The organism is Roseiflexus sp., from assembly GCF_057785375.1.
In genome coordinates, this window is sequence record NZ_JBYNRX010000012.1 from 24,013 (window position 1) to 47,131 (window position 23,119).

Annotated in this window: 17 protein-coding genes; 6 read left to right on the forward strand and 11 right to left on the reverse strand. The window is 58.8% G+C overall.

Annotation, left to right across the window (positions count from 1 at the left end; translation table 11 throughout):
• Positions 1-193: 193 nt before the first annotated feature.
• Positions 194-814, reverse strand: a complete 621-nt coding sequence (locus AC3EA7_RS02335) for a helix-turn-helix domain-containing protein (RefSeq protein WP_488612415.1) — start codon at positions 812-814, stop codon at positions 194-196.
• Entirely contained in the window at positions 811-1,458 is a 648-nt protein-coding gene (locus AC3EA7_RS02340) for a sigma-70 family RNA polymerase sigma factor (protein ID WP_488612416.1), read from the reverse strand. Before AC3EA7_RS02340 ends, AC3EA7_RS02335 begins: the two co-directional genes overlap by 4 nt.
• Positions 1,459-2,241: 783 nt before the next feature.
• On the opposite strand from AC3EA7_RS02340, the gene AC3EA7_RS02345 reads away from it, so the two are divergent.
• The gene (locus tag AC3EA7_RS02345) at positions 2,242-2,562 is read left to right on the forward strand and encodes a DUF4258 domain-containing protein (protein WP_488612417.1); all 321 of its coding nucleotides are present in this window, start codon (positions 2,242-2,244) and stop codon (positions 2,560-2,562) included.
• A 1,053-nt stretch (positions 2,563-3,615) separates the two neighbouring features.
• Here the strand turns inward: AC3EA7_RS02345 and AC3EA7_RS02350 are convergent.
• Positions 3,616-3,834 carry a YgaP family membrane protein gene (locus AC3EA7_RS02350; RefSeq protein ID WP_488612418.1) on the reverse strand — a complete coding sequence of 73 codons (219 nt, stop codon included), beginning with the start codon at positions 3,832-3,834 and terminating at the stop codon, positions 3,616-3,618.
• A 252-nt stretch (positions 3,835-4,086) separates the two neighbouring features.
• Here AC3EA7_RS02350 and AC3EA7_RS02355 point away from each other — a divergent pair, with 252 nt between their 5' ends.
• Both AC3EA7_RS02355 and AC3EA7_RS02360 read left to right on the forward strand, forming a co-directional pair.
• Positions 4,087-5,232, forward strand: a complete 1,146-nt coding sequence (locus AC3EA7_RS02355) for an STAS domain-containing protein (RefSeq protein WP_488612419.1) — start codon at positions 4,087-4,089, stop codon at positions 5,230-5,232.
• Between the two features lie 777 nt (positions 5,233-6,009).
• Positions 6,010-7,155, forward strand: a complete 1,146-nt coding sequence (locus AC3EA7_RS02360; protein ID WP_488612420.1) for a peptidoglycan DD-metalloendopeptidase family protein — start codon at positions 6,010-6,012, stop codon at positions 7,153-7,155.
• Between the two features lie 222 nt (positions 7,156-7,377).
• Here the strand turns inward: AC3EA7_RS02360 and gyrB are convergent, their stop codons facing one another.
• The gene (gyrB, locus tag AC3EA7_RS02365; protein ID WP_488612421.1) at positions 7,378-9,315 is read right to left on the reverse strand and encodes a DNA topoisomerase (ATP-hydrolyzing) subunit B; all 1,938 of its coding nucleotides are present in this window, start codon (positions 9,313-9,315) and stop codon (positions 7,378-7,380) included.
• Between the two features lie 178 nt (positions 9,316-9,493).
• On the reverse strand, positions 9,494-10,465 hold the full coding sequence (locus AC3EA7_RS02370; RefSeq protein WP_488612422.1) for a hypothetical protein: 972 nt from the start codon (positions 10,463-10,465) through the stop codon (positions 9,494-9,496).
• 1,406 nt (positions 10,466-11,871) lie between these two features.
• Between AC3EA7_RS02370 and AC3EA7_RS02375 the strand changes: the two genes are divergently transcribed.
• Complete coding sequence (locus AC3EA7_RS02375; protein WP_488612423.1) at positions 11,872-13,608, forward strand: McrB family protein; 1,737 nt, start codon at positions 11,872-11,874, stop codon at positions 13,606-13,608.
• A 48-nt stretch (positions 13,609-13,656) separates the two neighbouring features.
• Here the strand turns inward: AC3EA7_RS02375 and AC3EA7_RS02380 are convergent, their stop codons facing one another.
• Positions 13,657-14,232 (reverse strand): hypothetical protein, encoded by a 576-nt coding sequence (locus AC3EA7_RS02380; protein WP_488612424.1) that lies wholly within the window; start codon positions 14,230-14,232, stop codon positions 13,657-13,659.
• A 1,385-nt stretch (positions 14,233-15,617) separates the two neighbouring features.
• Between AC3EA7_RS02380 and purB the strand changes: the two genes are divergently transcribed.
• A complete protein-coding gene (gene purB, locus AC3EA7_RS02385; RefSeq protein ID WP_488612425.1) occupies positions 15,618-16,973 on the forward strand; it encodes an adenylosuccinate lyase in 1,356 nt (451 codons plus the stop codon).
• Between the two features lie 42 nt (positions 16,974-17,015).
• Here the strand turns inward: purB and AC3EA7_RS02390 are convergent, their stop codons facing one another.
• The 5 genes from AC3EA7_RS02390 to AC3EA7_RS02410 all read right to left on the reverse strand — a co-directional run bounded on the left by AC3EA7_RS02390 (position 17,016) and on the right by AC3EA7_RS02410 (position 22,352).
• Positions 17,016-17,435, reverse strand: a complete 420-nt coding sequence (locus tag AC3EA7_RS02390; protein WP_488612426.1) for a YbaN family protein — start codon at positions 17,433-17,435, stop codon at positions 17,016-17,018.
• Positions 17,422-19,212, reverse strand: coding sequence for a thiol reductant ABC exporter subunit CydC (cydC, locus tag AC3EA7_RS02395; RefSeq protein ID WP_488612427.1), 1,791 nt, complete (start codon positions 19,210-19,212; stop codon positions 17,422-17,424). The genes AC3EA7_RS02390 and cydC overlap by 14 nt, the downstream gene beginning before the upstream one ends.
• Complete coding sequence (locus tag AC3EA7_RS02400) at positions 19,209-20,936, reverse strand: ABC transporter ATP-binding protein/permease (RefSeq protein ID WP_488612428.1); 1,728 nt, start codon at positions 20,934-20,936, stop codon at positions 19,209-19,211. Before AC3EA7_RS02400 ends, cydC begins: the two co-directional genes overlap by 4 nt.
• Before the next feature lie 318 nt (positions 20,937-21,254).
• Complete coding sequence (locus tag AC3EA7_RS02405) at positions 21,255-21,761, reverse strand: DsrE family protein (protein WP_488612429.1); 507 nt, start codon at positions 21,759-21,761, stop codon at positions 21,255-21,257.
• A gap of 177 nt (positions 21,762-21,938) precedes the next feature.
• Positions 21,939-22,352: a hypothetical protein gene (locus AC3EA7_RS02410; RefSeq protein WP_488612430.1), complete on the reverse strand. Its 414-nt coding sequence runs from the start codon at positions 22,350-22,352 to the stop codon at positions 21,939-21,941.
• Between the two features lie 14 nt (positions 22,353-22,366).
• On the opposite strand from AC3EA7_RS02410, the gene AC3EA7_RS02415 reads away from it, so the two are divergent.
• Complete coding sequence (locus AC3EA7_RS02415) at positions 22,367-22,831, forward strand: chemotaxis protein CheW (protein WP_488612431.1); 465 nt, start codon at positions 22,367-22,369, stop codon at positions 22,829-22,831.
• The last annotated feature ends 288 nt before the right edge of the window (positions 22,832-23,119 follow it).

Consider the following 23,119-nt stretch of genomic DNA (forward strand, 5'->3'; position numbering starts at 1 on the left):
TTGCGAACCGGGCGCGCGAACATCTTGTCTGACTGACCGCAAGTCAGTATCACATCGGCACAGGTCTTACCCGGTTCATCGCCTGCGCCAATTCAGAACCGGCGCGATCACTCACCGCGCGCATACTCCCCCGTGCCGTTCTATACAGTGCATCCGTGTTGGGCGGCAATGCAGGTATGACCATTCACCTGTTTTATCGTCGGTCCTCTGGCAGCACATCAGCCCAGGCTGCCCGCTCTTCGTCGGTCGGAGCGCTGTCTGCGAACGCCCGTGCGAAGCTGACCACTGTCTCTTCCGGCTCGACGATTCCATCTTCGGCGTTGAGACGCGCTCCTGTGCTGGCAGGCGGCGGCGCGAGCAATGCCGCTTGAATAACGGACGTAGCGGTTTGCAGCGCATCGGCAAGGCGCTCAATCAACCGTTCGGGGATCGTCGCAACGCGCACTTTGCCGCGCTCCAGGCGCGCCAGCAGATCGACCGGCAATTTCAAGTGGCGCGCCAGTCGCCCGACCGTCATATGACGCGCCTTGCGCAGGTCGGTCAGATTCTGGAGCGGCTTGCCGCTCAGCTCGCGTTCCCACGCCGCCCCCGCCAGCGCCATCACACGGTCGGCCGCCGCCTCTTCCGTCGGCGATAGCACCGCCGGCTCGTCCAATTCGCCGAGCGTCAGGTTAAACTCGAGAAACGCGCGCAGTTCCTCGCGCACCTCTGGCGGTTCCTGCGCCACAAATGCATCGAGGCTGATGATCTGCCCCGATTTGAGCAGTTCCTCGTAACGCAACGCCGCCTCGATAAAATACGAACGGTCTTTCATGATGATTCCCCGGCAGCCAATGCCTGACGCAACCGATTGATTGCGCGCTTGTAGATACGTGAAACATTTGCGGGCGACATAACAAGCATCTGTGCGATGTCGATCCCGCGCACTCCGTTCAGGCGATGCGTAACAACCACACGTTCGATTTCAGGAAGCGCCTCGATCGCTTCGTACAATCGTTTGCGAACCTGTTCTTCGTCATGCTCTTCGGCAAGACGCGCTAGCGTCGGATCTTCGATGACCTCGTGGAGCGGTAGACCATCGTCACCCATCGGCGCATCCAGACTCTCAAGAGAAGATAAGATGTGCTGCTGGTTGTTTTTTCTTTCGTAGAGAATGCGGTTAACTGTTGTTGAGATGTACGAGCCGAGTTTGCGCTCCATACTGCGGAATCCGGGACTGCGCAGATCGCGCTGGAGTTGTTCGATGAACGCGAGCAGCACATCGGCGCAGGCATCCTCATCGAGTCCCGATTTGCGCGCCCGACCGTAGATCCAGTTGCGCGCTGCAAGGATCACGTTGTCGAGGTCTTTCTGAAGCGCTGGCGTCCACTCGCCGCCCGTCGTGAGCACTGCGCGGATGCGCACCACACGCTCCTGACACTCCTGCACCACTTCATACCACGAACGTTCCTGTGCCATGTCATCAACCACCTTCACCAGAGCGCCAGAGCCTCAGCACCCATCACGCATCCCGGTTCTCGGTTCTTGGTTCTCGGTTCTCCGAACAGACGTGCATGGATGACTTCACTGCAAAAAGCCGTAACCACGAAGGTCACCAAGGGACACACAGGCAATGCGCTTCGTGTTTATCCACCTTCGTGCACTTTGTGTCCTTGGTGGTTACTTCACGGCACAAAGCGAACCACGAAGGTCATCAAGGGACACACAGGCAATGCGCTTCATGTTTATCCACCTTCGTGCACTTTGTGTCCTTGGTGGTTACTTCACGGCACAAAGCGAACCACGAAGGTCACCAAGGGACACACAGGCAATGCGCTTCGTGTTTATCCACCTTCGTGCACTTTGTGTCCTTGGTGGTTACTTCACGGCACAAAGCGAACCACGAAGGTCCCAAAGGGACACACAGGCAATGCGCTTCATCTTTATCACCCGCCGTGCGCTTCGTGTCCCTGGTGGTTACTTCACGGCACAAAGCGAACCACAAAGGTCACCAAGGGACACGAAGGCAATGCGCTTCATGTTTATCCACCGCCGTGCGCTTCGTGTCCGTGGTGGTTACGCCTTTGTGCAGTGGACTCATTCATGGATAATACCCAATCGCTTTGGCGGTTGTCAACCGACAGAGATGAAAAAGCGGCGCGCGACTGTCTTATCTTGTTCATAGAAACAGGCTATGCTCAATGCAAATAGACGCTCTCCAGAGACAGGAGCGGGCGTCGCACCTGAATAGAGGAGGCTCGCATGATCGCCATCAGCAACCACGCACGCCTGCGACAGGCACAACGCAACCTGAAGGACGACGAGGTGGCATTCATCATGCGACATGGGCGTCGCATCCGCAGCGGCGGCGTGCTGCACATCTTCCTTGGAAGGCGTAACATCCCTGCTGATCGGGCGACCTTTCAAAAGTATCATCATCTGGAAGGCGCCACCCTCGTCATCAGTGACGCCGGTGAGACCCCGGTGCTCATCACCGTCTACCGCAACCGGCGCGCCCTGCGCGACATTCGCCGCAAACAGAAGTACGATCGGACGGCAGTGAAGGCGCTTGTAAGCGCCTGAAGCAGGAAGATACGAACGCGCGCAAAACCAGGCGCGCGGCAAGGGGCAGGCGACGCGAGGGTTGCGCTCAAGCGGAGCGTTGCCGATCACCAAAACCCCACGCGCAGGGCTGCGGGGCGATTGCGGACGCCAGATGGACAATGGTTGTCACCAATTCCCCGCGTGCAGGGCTGCGAGTAGGTTGACGACCGATGCCGCTCTGCGCCGGTTCGCCTGGCGACTCAAGTCGCAGGCTCCGGCGAGCGAAGCCCGCCTGCACAGGCTTGACCGGGCGATGCCATACTCATGAGCGGTCATTCGTACCATACTGCCGGGGCGCGCAGCGGGGCGCCGGAGCGCTGCGGGCGAAAGCCCTCGCTAAGGACGCGGCTCGACCCTGCTCGCCGCAGGCAGTTCGACCATGCTCACTGCAGGCGGTTCGACCGCGCTCACTGCACGTGGAAGCCCTGCCGGGGCTGCTGTCGCCGATGCGCGGGCGAGACCGGATTTCTTGCTCAATATTCATCAGCCCGCAGCGTCATCGCATACCGGATGTCATACGGCATCCTGGCGCCTTTGCGCCTTTGTGTGAATCTTCTACGAATGCGCGGTCACAATACCGCCGGAGCGCACGGCAGGACACCGGGGCGCTGCGGGCGAAAACCCTCGCTCATAGCGCGATCAACCGCAACCTGGAACATCAAGGACGTGGAGCGGCTGACGTTGGCTTCGACACGCTCAGCCGGCTTCGACACGCTCAGCCAACGTCAGCCGCTAGACGGTCACCACAAGCAAGTCTTGGGCAACATCCGGGCGGTGCGCGTTGATCGCTGATCCTTGCGAACCGGGCGATCAAACATCTGGTCTGACTGACCGCGATGTGGTATCAGACGTGTGGGTACTGTACCGACTGCGGGAAAAGGGGATGTTGGGGCAAGGCGTCATCTTGTCCTTACGCACATTCTGATGCTCGCAATGGGCGATAGAACTCAGACACACACCGCAGTATCCACCCCTAACTAAGGAACAGTCCAGATAGGGTGAACATGGCGCCTCACCCCTCACCCCTAACTCCTAACCCCTCGTCCCTGGCTTGACCGGGCAGGTATTGATGCCCAGCACCGAATAAAGCGGGCATACGCCGATGACAGCCGTTACGAGTAGCATAAACGCGACCACGCCGGCAACGATCTGCCAGACGCCGCTCAACAACGTGAATGCCGCCACCAACGCTGCGATGCCAAGCACCGCACGAATGCCACGATCCATCGGGCCTTCATTCTTCGCGAACATTGTCGGGCTCCTTTTCTAGTAGGCTGAGAAATATGTCTGATAACCGCCTCACTCTTGAAATGCAGCCATCGGCAAAAGGTTACACAACCACGGTAATAGCGCTGAGGTACAATAGTGACAGGAGCAGTCACTGCAACGCCTGCAAGAGAAGCGGCGCCATCAGACTGCCATTAATGCACCGGCGCGCAACGAGTTAAACAGACTGCGCGCCGTCTTGTTTGTGAGGAGAGAACATGCAGGCTACTGATCACCTTGAATGAATGGTCTGGCGACATCATTGAACGCCAGCAGGCGCCAGCATTACAACGCATCCTGCTCGCTATCAGCGGCGCAGCACTGATCGCGCTGATCGTCTTCCTTGCAGCGCTGGGCATCAACCCAACCGACGGCGTGCCTGCTGTCGGCGCCGTCGTGGTCATGCTGACCAGTATGGCAGGAGTGGCAGTCCTTCGCCGCGGGCGTTTTCGCCCGGCGGTTCTGGCGGCATCTGCCGGTCTGGTAGCAGCAGTGTTCTTTGTGACGGTCATTTATGGCTACCCGGCAGCGACGCCATTCCTGCTGGTGACGCTGGCACCGGTCATCTTAACCGGTCTCTTGATAGAAAACAGTCGATTGATTGCGGTCTCGGCAGCAAGCGGCTTGATCCCCGCCCTTGTCTTCTTCCTTAAGCCGGTGATCGCCCCGTTTGTCGCCACAGTCCAACCGCCCGGCGATCTCACGGTTGTCGCAGTGGCACTGTTTCTGCTTGTGCTGTTTGTGGTCACGACGATCATTGCATCGTTCGGTCCGGTGTTGCGGCAATCACTCGTGGCTGCGCTGGCGCGTGAACAGGAACTTGCTCATTTGCGAGATACGCTTGAGAAGACGGTGCAGGAACGAACCGCTGAACTTCAGGAAGCGCTCCATACCGTTGAGCAGCGCGAAGCGCAGTTGCAGCAAACGCTTGCCGATCTGCGTGCAAGCCAGGAAGCGATCCGCGAACTGAGCGCCCTGGTTCTCCCCGTGTTGCCTGGCGTGCTCATTGCACCACTCGTCGGCGCCATCGATGAAGCGCGCGCAGAGACGTTCGTTTCGAATGTCCTCCACGCTATTGAGCGCGAACGCGCACATCATATCATCTTCGACATCACCGGCGTTCCACTTGTGGATACGCAAGTCGCGCGCATGATCCTTCGGGCTGCCGATGCCGCACGTCTCCTGGGAGCGCAGGTCATCGTCGTCGGCATTCGCCCCGAAGTGGCGCAGACGGTTGTGGGTTTGGGGGTTGCGCTCAATCGGATGCGCACCTTTGCAAACCTGCAACAGGCGGTGATCGCGCTGGGTCTTGTGTCTATGGCGCGTCAACAGAATATGTCTGCCGGCATGAATGCCCAATCGTCAAAGGTGGAAGACGTTTGACCACGCACGATTTCTTGGGTACTGTGCGCCTGAGAGAATGTGTGCAGAAGAGTGTGTGATGGCCACTCCCGCAGGTTTCTTGAGGAAATCCGCCGCACTCTAGCCCGACCTTGATGAATATCGAGACAACAATCTGGCTGGTATCGCCTGGTCAAGCCTGTCTGCGCGGGCTTCGCTTGCCGGAGCCTGCGACTTGACTCACCAGGCAGACCGGCGCAGAGCGGCACAGGTCATTAATCTCCACGCCAGCCCCGCGCGCACGCAGAGACGCAACAGATTTGCGCCTTTGCGTCTCTGCGTTAACGCAGGCCCCGCGCGCACGGGATTTCGGTCGCCCTGGTGCCGCACACAGCGGCGGCGCTCGCAGGCCCCGCGCGCGCACGGGATTTCGGTCAGTCCGGTGATCGCCACAATCTGCGTACATGCAGGCCCCGCGCACGCACGGGGTTTCGGATGATCGGCGCGGGTAGTGATGCCCGCGCGTGTGATCTGATACGGCGCATGCCTGCAAGGAATGGGGTCGATAACGCAACGCGACATGTGTTGGAGCGATGCGCCGCCTCGACTGTGCCTACATCCTGATGCCTGAAACGGCTGATACGACGTGGAGGCTTGCTAAAAACGCTTCACGTGTTGTAAGCGCCCTGCTCCCGGGTTTGCAGCGTTACCCCAACGCTGAACACGCACAACCTGCGTTTGACGCGCGCACGACTCTGTGGTATCTTCTCCGCGTCTCGCAATCTGTAAACAAAAAGTAAATAGGTCCACGGCGACACTATGAAATCACGAAGCAGACAGCTGCGGCGTTGGCTTGCGCTGGTGATCGTTCTTGTTGCGTTCGTGCAGGCAGCGCCGATTGCGGCAGCAGACCACGCTGGCGTCGCCCCCGAACTCTGGTTGCCGACGCCCCCCGGTGAGCAGTGGCGCATCATTCAGGGGTACGCCTGTGGCACGCATAATGGCTGGGATCGCTACTCACTCGATCTGGTTCGGGTTGGAGGTCCAAGCGCCGGCGCTCCGGTACGCGCCGCCGCCGACGGCGTCATCTTCGTTTGGGCGCGGCGGAGTGGCACGCTCATCCTCCGTCACGAGGGCAATCTCTACACGATGTATACGCATATGCAGAGCGCCGAACATCCGCAGATCGGGCGGATCGTGGCGCGCGGCGAAGTGATCGGCGCCGTTGGTGATCGCGGGTCACCGGGGGTGGTGCATCTGCATTTCACGGCATTCACTGCAGAGGGACCCTGGGCGCGCAATCGGCGTTCTGTGCCGTTGCGCTTTGCAGAAGGGTATGACTTGCCGGAGATTGGCGGGTGCAACCAGCACGGCGGCAGGGTGCTGGAGGCCGGCAGCACACCGCTATCGAACATCGAGGGGATCGGTTTTGCCGGAGCGGAAACCGGTCGCTGGTACAGTGGCGATGTACGCATTGAATTCAGCGGCACAGCAATGACGGCGGGGTATCGCGCAGCGTGGGGGGCCGATCCCGCCGGCGCGGCGCCAGAGATGCCAACGCCGAATGGGAGCATACGCCTCGCCGAGGCGGGCGAAGGGTTGCATACGCTCTTCGTGCGCGGATGGGACCGCAACGGTCAACAGACGGTCGCCACGTTCGGTCCGATAGGGTATGACACGACCCCGCCGGAGTCCCCGCCGGCAATCGAGCCAATCGCACTGAAAGCCGGGCAATCGACGCTCATCGCCTGGGAACCGGCAGGCGACGCCGCTTCCGGGGTTGCCGGTTACCGCATCTACATCGGCAGCGACCCCACTGGAGTCTCGGAGTGGTTCACCCCTCTGCCGGAGGTCGAAGCGCCGCCGCTTGCCATTGGCGAGCACCTGTTGCGCGTACAGCCGATTGATTATGCCGGTAATGCGGGCGAGTGGGTAACGGTTGCCAGTATTATTGTGCGACCGTAATGGCAACATTTCTGACAAGGCTTGCCCCTGATCGCAGGGTGGGCTTCGGCAGGCTCAGCCCACTCAATCGTTGAGCGCAACATGTGCGAGATTGCTGCCTGATAGCGCAGAGTGGGCTTCGACAGGCTCAGCCCACCCTGACTGCATGACGACCCATGCGGGGTTCAAGCACTGCGAGAACAGCATGCACCCGGCAGTTTCGCCGCGTGCATGCCCACGCCCTCAAATATCCAGGTTCCGCACCTCGAGCGCGTGAGTTTGAATGAAGCGTTTGCGCGGCGGAACCAGATCGCCCATCAGCATGGTGAAGGTCTCGTCCGCCTGCTGTGCATCTTCGAGCGTCACCTGCAAGAGCAGGCGATTGAGCGGATTCATCGTCGTTTCCCACAGTTGCGCCGCATTCATCTCACCCAGCCCCTTGTAGCGCGTCACGACCGCTTTGTTCCGTTCCGAAGGCGAAAGGGTTGACAGATACTGATCGCGCTCGGCGTCGGTAAAGACATACTTCTCGGTCTTCCCATGGACGATGCGATACAGCGGCGGCTGCGCCAGGTAGAGGTGCCCGTTTGTAATGATTTGACGCATATAGCGGAAGAAGAACGTGAGCAACAGTGTGCGAATGTGGCTCCCGTCCACATCGGCGTCGCACATCAGAATGATGCGATGGTAGCGCAATTTGGACGGGTCGAACTGCTCGCCGACGCCGGCACCGATGGCGGTAATCAGCGCCTTGACCTCGTTATTGGACAGCATTTTGTCGAGCCGGCTCTTCTCGACATTCAGGATTTTGCCGCGCAGCGGAAGGATCGCCTGATAGCGCCGGTCGCGCCCCTGCTTTGCGCTCCCGCCGGCGCTATCACCCTCAACGATGAACAACTCGGTGCGCGCCGGGCTGGTATCCGAGCAGTCGGCTAGTTTGCCCGGCAGCGAGAACCCTTCCATCGCGCTCTTGCGCGCCGTTTCCCGCACTTTCTGCACCGCGATGCGAGTCCGTGCCGCTGAGATGCACTTCTCAACGATACGCCGCGCTTCCTGCGGGTTTTCCTCAAGCCAGGCGCTGAAGGCGTCGCCAAACACCGTGTTGACCGCGCCAGTGGCGGAAGGGCTGACCAGTTTCTCCTTGGTTTGCGAACTGAACTGCGGGTCGCGCAGTTTCACGCTGATCACGGCGGTCAACCCTTCACGCACATCATCGCCGGTCAGGTTCCCCTCGTTTTCCTTGAGGAACCCTTTGCTGCGCGCATACGCATTGATCACCCGCGTCAACGCGCTGCGAAAACCGGCGACGTGCGCGCCGCCATCGGTATTGTTGATGCCATTAGCAAATGCGTACACCGAATCGGTGTCGAAGCTTTCGGTGTATTGCAACGCCACCTCGACCAGCACATCATCGACGACGCGTTCGACATAGAACGGCTGCTTGTGCAACACATTCCGGTCTTTGTTGAGGTGACGCACATACGAGCGAATGCCGCCCTCGAAATAAAAGTTCACCTCATTCCCATCACGCTCATCGACGAACTTGAAGCGCAGCCCTTTGTTCAGGTACGCCATCTCGCGGAAGCGTTGCGCCAGAGTCTTGAACTGGTAGTCCAGCGTCTGAATGATCGTCGTATCCGGCAGGAAGCGCGTGATCGTCCCGCGCCGGGTGGTGGGACCGACCTTCTGCACCTCGCACTGCGGCGCGCCACAGCGGTACTCCTGATAGTAGTGCATCCCATCACGCGCATTATGGACATCAACGCGCATATAAGACGAGAGTGCGTTGACGGCTGACACGCCGACGCCGTGCAACCCGGACGACACTTTGTAGCTTTTGTTGTCGAACTTGCCGCCAGCATGGAGGACCGTCATCACCACCTGAAGCGTGCTGACGCCGAGTTTGGGATGCGGACCGGTCGGGATGCCATAGCCGTCATCGGCGACCGTCACCGACCCATCTTTATGGATCGTGACCTCGACGGTGGTTGCGCGCCCGGCCATGACTTCATCGACCGAGTTATCGACGACTTCGCGCACCATGGTGTGCAGGCCGTTGACATCAGTTGGGCCGATATACATCCCGGGACGACGGCGAACCGCCTCCATCCCTTCGAGCACCTGGATCTGATCTTCATCGTAGCCGGTCACATCGACCGATCGCAGCGGTTCTGTTGTCATAGACGACTCGAATCGTTCATTCATATGATTGCAATAGTGAGTCCACTGCACAAAGGCTTAACCACAAAGGACACGAAGCGCACGAAGGTAAAAAATGAAGCGCATTTCCTTTGTGTCCCTTTGTGACCTTCGTGGTTGCTTTTTGCAGTGAAGTCAATAGTTCTACCCTTTGGCAGGCTCAGGGCGCCGCTCCTGGGCGGATCGCCTGTTGTTCACTCAAACGGCGCAGGCGTTCGCGGTAGAATGCCATCCGCGCCGCTGCCAGACCGGCGCCGATGTAGGCGCTGCCAAGCGCCGCCGCCACGCCGCCAAGCGTTGATGTTCCCAGCACCTCCCAGATCACCTCGGTGCCGCGAACGATCAACAGCGAGAGAAGCAAGAACCCGACCACGCCCCACAGATTGCGGCGCACGAGTTCAAAACTCGCCCGCAGCGCGCGCAGCGGTCCGACGCGGCTCATCACAATCGCCTCGTTGGCGAAGCCAACGTAGATCTGCACCCAGATGATCACGACCAGGATCAGGCTGAACGCCAGCACTCCCAGCACTTCATTAACCGCCATAAGGAGCGCTGCCACAAAGGTGAACGGCACACCGATCAGAACGAATGCGGTTGCCAGAATGGCCATTACCCCAAGGACCGCGGCGCCAATGCGTGCTATGATACGCCACAGGTCGCGCTGCCATGCCGGTTCACCGCGTACTGCGGCGCCAACCAGCGCCAGAAACAGCACACCGATGGGAAAAACGATCACATTGATCACAACGAAGGTCAGCACTGCGGCTGGCACGCTGGCAATCGTGATCGCCGCGCCTGCGCTATTGGTCGCTAGCGCGCCCGGTGCAAAACGCGGAATAATGAACCGCGGCATTACGCTCATCAGTGCCAGCGCCTGACGCAGGTCAGTCTGACCGAGTTCTGCCAGCAGTGCGCTCATCTGGCTCTGCGCCTCGCCGTCGTATTCCGCCGACGCGCCTGCCAGCCTGGTCAGGAAGCTATCGAAGCGATCAAACAGCGGCGCAAACGAAACCGGCGCCGTCAGCAGCAACGCCAGGTTGAATGCGAACACCAGGAGCAGCGCAGCCGGCCTTCGGTGAATAGCGCGATATCCTTCGCTCAACGTGTCGATAATCGAGGCAGGTTGCCGCATACTGGCGCTCTAAAGATGTCATTACACAACCCTTGTATTATATCACATATCGCCGGGTGGCGGGGGTGATATGAACATGCGTTCCGCAACAACGGAAGGCGAAGCAGAGCGCGAGGCAAAAGTCGAGAGGTCACACGCAGGAGGATCGAATTCGAAGGCGGCAGGGAGAGATGAATCCATGGACATCTTACCGTTTCTCGAGTTCACGGAGCCACTTTTTGTCCAATCCGGAGCATTGTGGTTCGCGAGGGACATAACGCACGAACACTGTATCACGTGCTGCAAGCATAGAGTAGATTTTTCTGCTAATTGATTGCGCCTTTCTGAAGTGAACGGCGTCACCTCTTTGATCGGGTACGGTGAATTCCCACGCGATGTAATAAGATGTTTCGTTTGCTTTTTCCCCTTCTTCCACCCAAATATCAATAATACGCGCCTCGGCTCTCGACCCGCTCATTAATCGTATTTTCTCGACGATTGACAGGACAGGAATGTATTATCATAATAAAGACCCACATAGCCGCAAACGGAAGAAAGAGTAGCGTCATGACGATAGATGTAAGGTGTTCTTTTCCGAAGAAGGCCCCGAGGACTCCTATCACTATCCCTACGAACACATAGGTCAAAATGGCAAATGGTAAAAAGGGCGGAATGTATCTTCCGGTAAGTTTCCATCGCTCAATCTGACTCAACGACTCTCGCTTTGATCTCGAAGCAGGACTGTGCGGCAATATGCGTAGAAGCGATCCGCAGAAGCGGCACCGCCGGTCTGCTGCATCAATTTCCGCAGCGCAGTTCGGGCAACGACCGGCGCCAGCGGGCAGAGATGGACTGCCATACGCCGGACCTGCGATGCGCTGCGCTGATGCAGGCGCAACAGGCGGCGCCGTCACGCCAAGCGACCGCAACTTACGCCGTGCAATGCTGTTTTGCGGATTAATTGCCAGAGTGCGCTCGAGACATTCACGCTTATGCTGCGGCGTTTCAACAACGGTCGCCATCCAGAGCCAGGCGTTTTCGCAGGATGGGTTGTCGCGCAGCACTTGCGCAAGCAACGCGCGTCCACGCTCCGTTTCACCCGCACGAATCGCGGCAATGGCTTTGTCCAGCGTCTGTTCGGAGTCTTGTGATGGAGGGAGTGACATTGGCAACCTCCGATGTCGGGAACCATCTCAATCAGGTAGCGCGTCACCATGATTGTAGCCGGAGTCATGTACGCAGAGCGCTCCGATTCGATTGCAGCATTGCGATAAAGTCGCAATCTTCCGATACTCGCTCCCGAACAGGCGTTGGCTGAGCCTGTCACAGCCAACACCAATCACCAGACGGGCAAAACCGCTCTGGTTCTCAGAACATCGCCAACGGTGTTATAATAGAAAGGATTTATCCCATCAGAAAGCCTTGAAATGGCGATTTCCACCGTGCCGGATCAGGTCGTATTCACCCCGGAGGCGCTCGCTGCACTGACGGTCCCCGGCGCTACGGAGCGCTGGAATGCCGTTCAGGAACGGTTGCAGCCGGTGCTGGCGGGATTCGCTGCCCGCTTTAGCGCCGAGGCATCCCGACGTTTTTCGCGTATCTGGAGCCTCTACGAGATCAGTTACCGCACGCAGCGCTATGTCAACCGCGGTCGCGGCGTGCGCGATCCGATCGACGACTACTACCTGGTCATTGATCGACCACCGCGCGGCGCAGGGGTCTACCTGGCGGTCAGCGGCGTCGAGCGCCTGATCCTCGTCGCCCTCCAGGTTGCACGCCGCCGCAAGGCCGACCTGGCGCACGTGTGGGAGGAATCGCGCGCGATCTGGTTGCCGCTGGTAGAAAACATCCGCGAGGTGCGCTTCGCAGACCGCGAGCGCATGATCGATCCGGGAGCGCTGTGGATCGACCGTTACCTGGCAAACCGCACGGCATCGTCACTTCTGGCAGGGTTCGCCTACCATTGGGACGACCCGCAGGTCTTTCAGCCGGCGTTCATCGAACGCCTAATCGAGGATGCGCTCGCGTTGCTGCCGCTCAACGAGGCGCTGATGGAGCGCGCCGAGGCGCATGATCCGACCGGCGCCGCCTGGTTGCGTGAGCAGCGCGTCGCCTATCTCATGGCGGAAGAACCGCCGATCGAGGTGATCATCGAACGTATGCGCGCGCGCGGATTGACGGTGTCGGAACAGATCATTCGCGCCTACCATGTCGCGCTCCGCACCCGTCCACTGGTCATCCTGCCGGGAATCTCCGGCGTCGGCAAGACCCGCCTGACCCGCCTGTACGCCGATGCGCTGATCGGCGAACATCTGGCGCCCGGACAGGAGAATGAGCGCTACCTGCTGGTGGCGGTACAACCCGACTGGCACAGCGCGCGCGATCTGCTGGGGTACTATAATGCGATCACGGGGAAATACCATGCCACGCCGTTTCTGCGCTTCCTGCAGCGCGCTGCAACTGATCCGACTGCACGTTATTTCGTCTGCCTCGACGAAATGAACCTGGCGCGCCCGGAATACTACCTGGCGCCGATCCTGTCGGCAATGGAGACCGACGACCGCCTGATTGACCTGGGAGCACCTGCTGCGACTGTGGAGACGGTGACCGGCGACGTTCTGAGCAATCCCTTTCGCCTGCCACCGAACGTGGTCATCATCGGCACTGTTAACGTTGACGAGAGTGCGCACGCACTTTCTGACAAACTGCTTGATCGCGCGAATGTGATTGAACTGACCGATGTCGATCTGGAAGGGTTCCGCGCCGCCTACCCCGGCGCGATCAACGACGCCCTCTGGAAGGTGATTGTTCAGGTTCACGGCATCATGGCGCGCGCAGGGCAGCCGTTCGGGTATCGCGTCCTGAGCGAGATGCTGCGTTATGTCGAGCAATCACAGGGGATACTGATGCCACAGCAGGCGCTGGACCTGCAGATCAAGCAGAAAGTGCTGCCAAAACTGCGCGGCGATGACACGCCGCGTTTGCGGCGGGCGCTAACCGAACTGCTGGAACTGTTCCTTGGCGCGCCACAGCATACCTGGAAACACGCTGCGCAAGTGGCGTCCGCAGCGATGACCGCAGCGCCCTTTCCAGAGTCGGCGGAGAAAGTGAGGCGCATGCTCGAACGCCTCGACGCCGATGGGTTTACCGATTTCTATGGCTAACACACATTGCATCCATAACTGCACCACAGCACACGACTATCAGGCTCATCACGCGCTATGCTGCTCGATTGCCGCAACCCACTGCGGGTCTAGCGCAGCGATAGCCGGTTGATCGGGAACAAAGCGCACCTGCACCGCGTCACGCTGTTGAAGCTGATGGAAAAGCTTCTTGCTGATGCGCTGCGCTCCCCGGTGTTGCACGGGACGTCCCTTGCCGTCGGAGAAGGTCAGTTCCCAGGCGACGATAGACGGCTCGCCTTCATACCCTCGTTCCTGCCAGACGTCAAGGATCGGCGCGTCGGTGACGGCGCTTGCGGTGCGTAGCAGCTGTGCGTAACGATACTGCTGTATTCCCTCGACGATCAGCTTGACTCCTATTCCCGCAAATGCTATCGGCAATGAAAATGAAAAGGCTATCAATGCCAAGACAACAGCCATATGGACAGGCAGAGCATTCAGCCGGTCGAGGTCTGTCGAAGCCGTTTCTGAGAACGCTAAAATAATGGGTGCTATGCCAAGAGCCAGCACAAGCATACCGACAATGGTCGTCGGATTGAAAATATGTGCTGCACCGGTTCGCTTTTCTGACTCTCCGGCGAGGCGTCGTTGGTCGTTGCTGGTCAAGGCGCGACGTTTCGGGTATGATGAGGAAGAAGCATGGAATGAAGCAAGGGCGGGTTCCGCAGCGTGCGCAACACGGCTGCCGCAGAAAGCGCACGAGGAGTCGTTGTGACTCAGCACAGCGCCGCATTGTGGACAACGCTGCGCTATTGGATTGCACTCGTGCGTCGATGGAAGGGATGTTTCACGTGAAACAGATGTGCTTACCGGATGGGAAGTCGCACGCGCCGCGTCGGCATCCATCGGCTTTGCCATACTGTCTGTCAGGCGGGTGTGATCGTGCATGGGCGTGGTAGACGTCTGCCCAAGATGCGGTACCGGTGCAGACGGCGCTTGAGTTCGGTCGAACATCTTCAACCCCTGGCGTGCAGTATCGTTGTGCGGATTGATCGCCAGCACGCGATTCAGGCATTCACGCTGTTGTTCAGGCGTCTCAACGACAGCGGACATCCAGAGCCACGCGTGTTCGTGCTGCGGGTTGAGGCGCAACACCCGGGTGAGAAGTATGCGTCCGCGCTCCTGAGCGAATCGCGGCAATGGCGTCGTTCACCGTTCGGTCGGCGTTGGGTGACATGAGAGGCGACATAGCAACCTCCGACGGTAGATACCTTGGTGCAGACGCCGGGTTGAGCGTCCGGCTTCAATTATACGCACGCTTATGAATGAGTCCACTGCACAAAGGCTTCACCACCACGGACACGAAGTGCACGAAGGTGGATAAACATGAAGCGCACTTCCTTCGTGTCCCTTGGTGACCTTCGTGGTTCCGCTTTTTGCGGTGAAGTCATGGAAGGCTTCACCACCAAGGACACGAAGCGCACGAAGGGGAATAACGATGAAGCGCACTTCCTTCGTGTCCCTTGGTGACCTTCGTGGTTCCGCTTTTTGCGGTGAAGTCATGGAAGGCTTCACCACCAAGGACACGAAGCGCACGAAGGTGGATAAACATGAAGCGCACTTCCTTCGTGTCCCTTGGTGACCTTCGTGGTTCCGCTTTGTGCCGTGAAGTAACCACCAAGGACACGAAGCGCACGAAGGGGAATAAAGATGAAGCGCACTTCCTTCGTGTCCCTTGGTGACCTTCGTGGTTCCGCTTTGTGCCGTGAAGTAACCACCAGGGGCACGAAGCGCACGAAGGTGGATAAACATGAAGCGCACTTCCTTCGTGTCCCTTGGTGACCTTCGTGGTTCCGCTTTGTGCCGTGAAGTCATGGAAGGCTTCACCACCAAGGGCACGAAGCACACGAAGGGGAAGAACCACGAAGCGCATGTCCTTTGTGTCCCTTCGTGACCTTCGTGGTTACAGATTTTTGCAGTGCAGTCATGGATGGTAAACGTTCGGAATCATTGCAAACATGCGACAACGTCGCTATTGAAGGAGAAACGAGATGTCGCTGACCGCTCTTTCGCCGCTCGATGGCCGCTACCGCGCCGATGTCGCCGATCTCGAAGCCTATTTCAGCGAGGCGGCGTTGCTTCGCTATCGGCTGCGCGTCGAGGTGGAGTATCTGCTGTTTCTGACACGCGCGCAGGACGTCGATTTCGTGCCGAAACTCGATCCGCGCGCGGCAGCGGCATTGCGTAATCTGTACCGCTCATTCTCCATCGATGACGCTGAAGCGATAGCCGCATGGGATCGCAAGGTCAACCACGATGTCAAGGCGGTCGAATACTGGCTGCGCGAACGGCTCGATGCGCTCGGTCTCGGCGCCTGGAAGGAAGCAGTGCATTTTGCGCTCACGTCGGAAGATGTCAACAATCTTGCACACGCATTGATGACCCGCGAGGCGCGCGACCTGATCCTCATGCCCGCAGTTGGCGAGATTATTGCGGCACTGCGCGACCTGGCGTTCACCGAAGCCGAAACGCCAATGCTGGCGCGCACCCACGGACAACCCGCTACGCCGACGACCTTCGGCAAGGAGATGGCAGTGTTCGCCGCGCGTCTCAAACGCGCTTATGAACAGGCGTCCGCCATTCGACTCACCGGCAAATTGAACGGCGCCACCGGCACATTCGCTGCGCACGTCGCGGCGCTGCCGCAGGTGGACTGGATCGCGTTCAGCCGCGGGTTCATCCGGTTCCTCGACCTGGAACCGGTGCTGTTGACCACGCAGATCGAACCGCACGACACGCTCGTCGAACTATGTGACGCGCTGCGACGGCTCAACACGGTGTTGATCGATCTGTGCCAGGATATGTGGCGCTATGTCAGCGACGGCTACCTGGTGCAGACCGCGCCTCCCAGCGAGGTCGGGTCGTCCACGATGCCCCACAAGGTCAACCCGATCGATTTCGAGAATGCCGAAGGCAACCTGGGGCTGGCAAACGCCTTGCTGGAACACTTGAGCCGCAAGTTGCCGGTTTCGCGCCTGCAGCGCGACCTGACCGACAGTACCGTGTTGCGTAACCTTGGCGTGGCGTTTGGGTACTGCCTGCTCGGTTATCGGCGCATTAGCAGGGGATTGGGAAAGATCAACGTTGACCGGGAACGTCTGCTCGACGATCTGCGCCGTCACCCGGAGGTGCTGGCGGAAGCGGTGCAGACGATCCTGCGCCGCGTCGGGTATCCTGAGCCGTATGAGGCGCTCAAGCGCCTGACGCGCGGACGGACGCTGACGGTTGCGATGCTGCATACGTTCATCGACGAACTCGATGTCGCGCCGGAGATCAAAGATGAGCTGCGCGCACTGACGCCGGAAACGTACACCGGTCTGGCTGAACGCCTGGCGCGGATGGTGTGAGGTTAAGGGGTACGGGATGCTGTTTCAAACGAAATAGTGCGGCTACGGCGATCTGGCGGTCTTCAGGCGCAAGATGACGATGGTCTTGATAATCGCCAATCCGATCAGAAACACGCGCATGAACAGGCTCTCGACTGCGAAGATCGCTGCTGCAAGCAGCATCATCCAGGCAAGTCCTAAGACCATCGCCTTTGCACGCAGCGTCATCGAGCGATCCTGCTGAAAGCGCTGAAGATGTGGACGGATCAGCGGATGACCGGTCATCCAGCCGTACAGTCGAGGCGATGACCGAAAAAATAACGCCGCAGTCAACAGAAAAAATGGCGTGGATGGAAGGACAGGCAAAAAAGCGCCCAGAAATCCAAGAATAAGGAAACATGTCCCACCGATCAACAAAAGTGGACGCAAGAGCGGATGAGACGGTTTTGCAAGCGTGGTTGAACGGTATTCATAATCGTTCATACTGAACCCTCTCCTGGTGGATGTCTTCCCATAGATCACGTTGCTGTGCAAAGAGTTGTGCGTATATTCCGTTGCGCTCAAGCAACGCTTCATGCGTGCCGCGCTCGATCAGACGAGCATTTTCGAGGACCAGAATCTCGTCTGCGGTGTGCACTGCCGAAAGCCGGTGCGCTATAATGATTGTTGTGCGCCCTCTCCGTATCTCGTGCAGCACATCTTGAATGTCGCGTTCCGTCTCTGAGTCGAGATTTGCGGTCGCTTCATCAAGCACAAGAATGGGCGCATCCTTCAAAAGCGCGCGCGCCAGCGCCAGCCGTTGCCGCTGACCTCCTGAAAACCGACTGCCAAGTTCACCGACCAGCGTATCGTAGCCATGCGGCAGCGTCGTCACGAAGTCGTGCAGGCGAGCAGCCTTAGCGGCTGCGATAATCTCGCCGTCTGAAGCGGACGGCCTGCCCAGGCGGATATTCTCGCGGATCGATGTATTGAACACATGTGCGTTTTGTGAAACGACTGCAATATGGTCACGGAGCGCGGTCAACGAAAACTCGCGGATGTCAATGCCGCTCACGGTAATCCGTCCGGCCGTCGGGTCCCAGAACCGTAGCAAAAGCGCAAGCAACGTTGATTTTCCTGCGCCGCTCCTGCCCACAATGGCAATGGTGCGGCCAAATGGAATATCGATTGTTCCATCATCCAGGACAAGCATTGTATTTTCTTCCCTGAGCGCCTGCAGATAGCGAAATGAGACACGCTCAAACCGCACATGCAGCGGTTGATTAACGGGAAACGGTTGGGGGGAGTCAGTTTCCCGGACAACCGGCGGACGATCCATCAACTCGAATAGCCGCTTCGCACTCGCCATGGCGCTGTTGAAATCGTTGATCACGCCAGTAACCCCTAGCAGCGGCTGAAACGCCATCCAGCCCAGCGTGACGACTACCGGAACGTCGCTAAACGCCAGCATGCCCTGTTGGACAAGCCAGACGCCGAGTGCGAGGAGCGTCAATGTACCACCTGCCAGCGAAGCTTCGATGACACCGTTCTGAATGGCGCTAATGCGCACCATCCTGACCTGAGCGTTGCGCAGACGTTCACCCGACTCCCGCAACAGCGCACGGCGACGTTCGCCGTAGTCAAACGCCAGGACATCGCGGATGCCCTGGAAACTTTCTGTCAGCAGTGCACTGATCTCTCCTGCCAGGTGTCGTGTGTATGCAGCAGGAGTCCGACTTGCACGATAGATCCACGGCACGATAACGCCGACCAGCAACAAAAAGGGCAACAGTCCGATCACGAGAATGACGTTGTAGTATCCCAGCACGATGAGCAGCGTCAGCGGTGCGATAACTGCCGCAAAGAAAGGGGCAATCGTGTGCGCATAGAAGGGTTCGATTCGATCAATATCCGCAATCACGCGAGAGACGGCATCGCCGCTGCGTAGATGCTGCAACCCGGCCGGCGCCTGCGGTTCCAGTGCGTTGTAGAACTGATACCGCAACTGTGCGAGTAGATGAAATGCAACATAGTGACCCGTATACTGCTCGATGTAACGCACTGCACCCTTGAACAGCGCAAGCGCCACCGGCGTCGCTACGACTGTCGCCAGCGACAGCGGCTCGCCGACCGCAAGCCGCACGATAGCATAGACGCCAAATGCAAGCAGGGCGGTTCCGGCAAGAAGGTTCAAGATACGCGCCGCAATGGAAACGACCATGACCCAATACATGGGACGCAGGAGCATGAGCAGACGTGCAAGAATACGGGATCGACTCAATGCCCACCTCCTGTGGCTAGGTGAACCAGACGTGCAAATACGCCATTTTGCCGCAGCAGATCGGCGGGGGCGCCTGTCTCGATAATTCGTCCGCTCTCCAGAACTACGACGCGATCCGCACGACTGGCTGTGCTCAGGCGATGAGCGATGATGAGTACTGTCCTGCCCCGGAAGAGATGATTGATAGAGTCCTGGATAATCGCTTCCGTCTGGCTATCGAGTTGCGACGTCGGCTCATCAAGCAACACAACAGGCGCATCCTTCAAAAACGCGCGCGCCAGCGCCAGGCGTTGTGCCTGCCCGCCGCTCAGCGTGCTGCCACGTTCGCCGATGACCGTCTTCAATCCGTTGGGAAGTTGTGCTACAACATCGTCGAAGTGGGCTGCGCGCAAAGCGCGCTCCAGTTCTTCTGCAGAAGCGTTGGGGTTCGCAATGTGCAGATTTTCCTCAACGGTCCCGTAGAAAATGTACGGGTCCTGCGACACCAGCGCAATACCAGCGCGCAGATGATCAGAAGAGTATGCTGTAATAGGAATGCCGTTGATCAGGATCGTCCCTTGCTGTGCGGCAATAAAACGCAGCAACAACTGAAATACCGTACTTTTCCCTGCGCCGCTTGCGCCGACAAGTGCAACTCGCTCACCAGGCTGAATGATGAGCGAAAAATGATTTAGAGCAGGGGCGTCTCTGCCGCCGTACTGGAACGTCACTCCTTCGAAGCGGATCTCAGGTGCGCCAACGATTGGTCCTGCCGACTGCCCTGGCTCAGCTACTCCTGGAGGCATATCAAGAAATGCCGAAATCCTTTTCGCAACCGAGCGCCCAATCGCCCCGGCGAAGAAGAACTGACCGATAAGATTCAGCGGTCGCGCCAGCTCAAAACTGAGCAGAACAAACGTTACGGCTGTGCCCAGAGCGATGCTCTCCGTCGAGAGTCGCCAGAGCGACGTCAGGGTCAGCACCGTTGTGGTTGCTAGCGCAAATCCGCTATCGACGATGAACAACATTACCTGATTGACCGCCAGCAGGCGCATCGTCTCTCGCCGAAGCGCCTCACTTTCCTGGCGAAACTGCTCACCACGCGCTCTTCCCTGATTAAACATCTTGAGGGTCGTCAATCCCTGCAAACTATCAAGGAATTGTGCGCTCAAGCGGTTTGCCGCTGCAAAGAAACGATCACTTACAGCCTTGAACCGCTGCGAGGTCACTCCCAACAAGAGCGGCGGCAGTGGCAGGGTCACCAGCAGGATGAGCGCCGTCAGAATGTCCTGAGTGGCAATATACCCGATCACCAGCGCCGGGCTGAGCATACCAACAATAAACTGCACCCAGTAGACGCTGTAGTACTGTTCGAGCCAGTCCATACCATCAACGGCGGTATTGACCAGTTCCCCCGTGCGTTTGCGATCAAGACCGCCTGGTCCGATCCGCAGGGCATGGGCGTATATGGTGTCGCGGACGGCGATTTTGGTATCGGCGGCAGCCTGTGCTGCTGCAATACGTTCAAGCCATCCAGCGCATCCCTTGCTCGCAATGAGCGCTAACGCGCCAATAAGGACGTTGAGGGAAAAGACGGACTCGCCAGTCCAGACTGCTTCGATCACCCAACCTAGTGCAGCGAAGAGCACAATATTCAGCATTACTGTCACCAGTCCGGCAACAGCGGCGACTGCAACCCATACTCGTGTCTGGCGAGAGAAGAGACGTCTGTCAATGCCTAACATACGCTACTCTGTCAATAAGGCTGCATGAACTGCGCCTGTATGGTAGCAACAATGATAGAAACTGTCAATAAGAATCCTCCAATATTCACTGAATAACCGATCGCATGGCAGACAAGATGGAACCGATGAGCACTGGGCAGTGATCTGGTCGTTGATTCGCAAACGAACGATTCGGAGCAGAGCATCCATGTGCAGACAACCAGTGCATACTCAACGGTATCCTGTGACACGGTACAATGTCGAGACGAGAAGAATGCCAGACGGCGCACCGTATGACCGGCGCGCCGCCTGGGGGGAATAACGAGATCGGCGTGGCAATCAGCGCTTATGTCGTTCCAGGTAGGAGATAACCTGCACGTTCGGATCGCCGAGGAACCGCAGAATACCGCCTGGCTCGCCGATCACGACCCCATCAATGTAGTCCTCCTGCTTCAGTCCCGCTTCCCGCGAACAGCTCGGACATGCAATGACCTGACCGCCGGCGGCGATAAACGCCTGAAACTTTTCGTGGATGTTCATCTTGCTATTGCCTCCCGTCGCCGGCAGGCGCTCGCGGTCGGCCAGGTAGACCCCGCGCACGTTGAGGAAGATGATGACCGGCGCCATTCCCTGTTCACGCGCCTTCGTCGCCAGGTCCAGCGCCATATTCGCGCTCCAGGTGTCGTCGGTGGTTAGATTCACCAGCAAACCTGCTTTTGACTGATCCTCGTGCGCCAGCGCTGGCTGCGCAATAGCGCCTGGCATTCCCAGCGCGAGACTTCCCAAAAATCCGACGATCATTCCAAACAGCACCAGGCTGACCACACTGATAAAGCAGCGTTTCATGACGCCCTCCTTGGTGGGTTACAGAAGCATACCGTCAGGATACGCTCTTATGAATTCGCCAAAGTGAACGACAACGAGTAGTGAGCGGCTATACGAAAAATCGCCATGTGACATGACGCCGGCGAAGCAAAGGCGATGACTTCGCCTGTCCAACTCACACGGGCAGCGTTGTGGCGCTCAGAAGCGTATCGAGCGCGGAGGCGGCGTGGGCGGCGGGTCGCAGCGGGACAGGACGACGAACGACGGTTGGTTGACAGGCCACGCCGGTTGCAGCAGCAACAGGATCGGTGTGGACTCAACCGGACCGAGCGATGTGTAGAACGCCTGGGGTGCTGATCGATCAGGCGGTGACGGCGCAGGCGCTACACGATCCACTCGGGCAACGTCGGCGCGCCCCGCCATCGACACTCGCGCCATCGTCAGGTCCGCCCGGCGGGTTACCCGTATCTCCTCGCTTATTCTTTTCTTTTTTGCCTCTATCTGCGCTAACGAAATCGCACCCAAACCGATCAATTTCCGGTACTGTCGGGCGCTTGACCTTCGCCGATCTTCCATAGTATGCTTTCGCAGGGCGGATGAATTGTTGTTCATTTGTAATCCTTGCCATGACCGACACACGATCCGATTTTGCCGGACAAACCGACCAAAACATCCTGCTTATCCGCCTTGCAGATGAGATCTACGGGTTGCCGTCCGCCTACGTGCGCGAAGTCGGGCGCTACCGGGCGTTCACCCCCGTCCCTGGCGCTCCGCCCATGATTCCTGGGATTATCAGTCAGCGCGGCGTCATCCTGCCGGTGGTGAACCTGCGCCTTTTGCTGGGCATGCCAACCGTCGAGACAACCCGCTCGACACGTCTGGTGACCGTCGTGTACGAGGAGATTGACATGGCGCTGCTGGTCGACTCGGTCATCGACCTGACCGCGCTGCCGGAGGACGCCTTCGGGCAACCGCCAGCCGGTCTCGATCCGGCGCGCGCCCGATTCCTCCGCGCTGTTGCGTTCTATGAAGATCAGACGGTCGCCATCCTCGATGTCAGGGAGATTGTTGCAGCGCTGCGCGAAGCGTAGCAGAGGCACAAGATGCCAGGCGAGAGGCTAGAGGGAAGGCGCGAAGCGTCGCAGAGGCACAAGATGCCAGGCAAGAGGTAAGAGGGAAGGCGGGAGGCGTGGCAGAGGCAAAAGATGCGAGGCAAGAGGCTAGAGGGAAGGCGCGAAGCGTCGCAGAGGCACAAGATGCGAGGCGAGAGGCTAGAGGGAAGGCGCGAAGCGTCGCAGAGGCACAAGATGCCAGGCGAGAGGCTAGAGGGAAGGCGCGAAGCGTCGCAGAGGCACAAGATGCCAGGCGAGAGGCTAGAG